At 53.3% G+C, this 2,633-nt stretch carries 2 protein-coding genes; both read left to right on the forward strand.

From position 1 onward, the window contains the following. A partial coding sequence (locus tag ABYP33_RS18515) for a TonB-dependent receptor (protein ID WP_373092752.1) occupies positions 1-1,622 on the forward strand: 1,622 nt, incomplete at its 5' end. After that, a partial coding sequence (locus ABYP33_RS18520) for a PepSY domain-containing protein (RefSeq protein WP_373092754.1) occupies positions 1,622-2,633 on the forward strand: 1,012 nt, incomplete at its 3' end. The genes ABYP33_RS18515 and ABYP33_RS18520, both read left to right, overlap by 1 nt.

The following is a 2,633-nucleotide window of genomic DNA, read 5'->3' on the forward strand; positions in this document are numbered from 1 at the left end:
AATTCGATCATTATCGCAGTCAGCTGCGGGCCTCACAGGTGCAGAGTAAGGATAGCTACACAGTAAATTTGTCGGCCGCGAAAAACGGCAGCTGGCGTGATAATAACGACAGTGAGCGTCAGGAATTAGTCTTGGGCTGGTTTCGTCAGCTCGACTCCGAATGGCAGGTCAATACCGTGGTCAGCGCGAGTAAGGTGGCGATGGCCACCGGGGGTTCAGCCCTGGGTTTAGCCGACTATTACACGCAGCCAGAAAAAGCCGGTAATACCATTGGCTATCGGGATGTCAGTGCCCTGCGGCTGTCCTCGGCATTTGAGTTTAGTGGCGACGGCTACAGTCTAAGTATCACCCCGTTTGCGCGTAGCAATGCCCTTACCTATGTGGCGACATGGACCTTAAACACCGGCCGCGTTCAGCCAGCGCCAGCGTGGTGCCCCAGTTGTTCACCAGCGCTAGATTCCCAAGATGCCCATATTAATGAAGACGGTCACGACTCTGTCGGCGTGCTACTGAAATATCGCCACGACCTTTCTGAACACAGCTTTGTTATCAGTGGTGTCGACATTGATCGCAGCCGTGGTGAGCAAACGCAATTTTATATACAGCGCACTGACAATGATCCCGGCCAGTATTGGTTAAGCTACCAAAAGGCGGGTCGTTTATACGACTACACCGTCGATTACCTCTCGGTGTCGCCCTATATTCATATGGAAAGTCAGCTGACTGAGCGGCTGCGCGGCAGCGCGGGCCTGCGTTACGACGCAATTGTCTACGATTACCAAGACAATATTGCCCGTGCACCCCAAGACCCCGCCCATTTGCGGCCGCTAGATCAAACATTGGATTTTGAGCATCTGAGTCCAAAGCTGGGCTTAGTCTACGATTTCTCAGATTCACTCAATGGCTATACGTCATATCGGCACGCCTTCCGTATCCCCTCGGCGTCCCAACTATTTCGCGCTGGTGACACCGCCGACTCCACTGCCCTGGCGCCAGTCAAAGCCGACAGTATTGAGTTTGGTTTGCGAGGGAATTTAGATGCCGCGAGTCGTTTTGATTTAGCGGTGTATTACATGCGCAAGCAGGACGAAATCTTATCCATAGCCGACCCGCAAACGGGCACCCGCCGCAATGCCAATGCCGGGGAAACATCTCATCGGGGTATCGAGTTAGGTTTGGAGCGAGACCTTAGCGAGCGTCTCGATATTGGCCTCGCTTATACCCGCTCAAAACATCGTTACGAGGAATGGATAGACCGCAGCGGCAATTACAGTGGTAATACCATGCCCGACGCGCCAGCGAGTTTTATCAATGCGCGCCTTAACTACCGTCCTCACATTTTAAACGGTGGCTATATTGAGTTTGAGTGGTTGCGCCAAGGCGAGCACTGGTTGGATGAAAAGAATGACAAGGACGGTATTGCCGACGATCGCGATAAATACGACGGCCACAGCCTGTTGAATATCCATGCCGAGTATCAGTTCAATACACGGCTGAGTTTTTATACCCGCATTTATAATGTCACTGATCGCCGCTACGCGGAAACCACCAGCAAATATGGCCCGGCATTTACCCCCGGCAGTCCACGCCTAGCGACCATTGGCATTAGAGTGGAGCTGTGATGAAAGCGCATCGCTCGCGGACGCCAAAACTTATCGCACTGCTTCTGCGCTGGCATGCAAGAGTCGGCATGGTCGTTGGCTTGGCTATTATTGGCTGGGGTTTAAGTGGCTTATCCCACCCTATTATTTCGCGCATTCAGCCCGTTGCCGACGCCTTTACTTATAAATTAGACGCCATGTCGACTGCGGACTTGCTTACGGTGGCTGGGGCTAGCGAGCGTGCGGGGATTACGGGCGAGGCGAGTGCCGCGCGCTTGCTGGCATGGCGGGGCCGACCGTATTACCGCGTAGTCGTCGCGGATGCAGTTATATGGCTAGATGCCCGCACCGGCGAGCTTATCCCCCGTGGTGAACTGGATTATGCGGTGCATCTTGCTCGGCATTATTTAGGCGATCAGCAAAGTGCGATTCAGTCAGTTGAATCGCAGACGTCGTTTGACGATGACTATGTTTACGTCAACCGATTGCTGCCGGTGTGGCGGGTAAACTTTGCTCGGGACGACGGTATGCGAGTGTATGTGGATACCGCCAGTGACCGCCTCGGTACAGTGGTAAATAACACCAAGGCCATGACCAGCACTTTTTTCCGCAATGTTCACTCGTGGGTATTTATTGAAAACACCGCGCTGCGACTGAGCTTAATGAGCCTCTGCCTAATTGGCGGAGGGCTGATCGCGCTAGCGGGCATACTGCAATACTACTTGCAGTGGCGAAGTGGTCGCAGCTGGCGACAAAACTCTCTTTTGCGTCTGCATCGCGGCCTTGGTTTAGCTGTAGCGATAACGGCGGTCACTTTTACGGGCAGCGGCTTATACCATTTATGGCAAAAGCAATTTTTGCCCAGCATTGCCGAGGTGCCGCCGATGGCGGCAGCGCTTAATAAGTTGAGTTTAGATTGGTCTAGCTTAAGTCCCTATTTGGTTCAAGCCGACCTCGTTAATATTGACGATGACTATTACTTTCGGGTCTGGGCAGGGGGTGAGCTGCAATACCGACGCGCAGCAAATGGCG

This window comes from Zhongshania sp. (assembly GCF_041584495.1).
Classification (GTDB): domain Bacteria; phylum Pseudomonadota; class Gammaproteobacteria; order Pseudomonadales; family Spongiibacteraceae; genus Spongiibacter.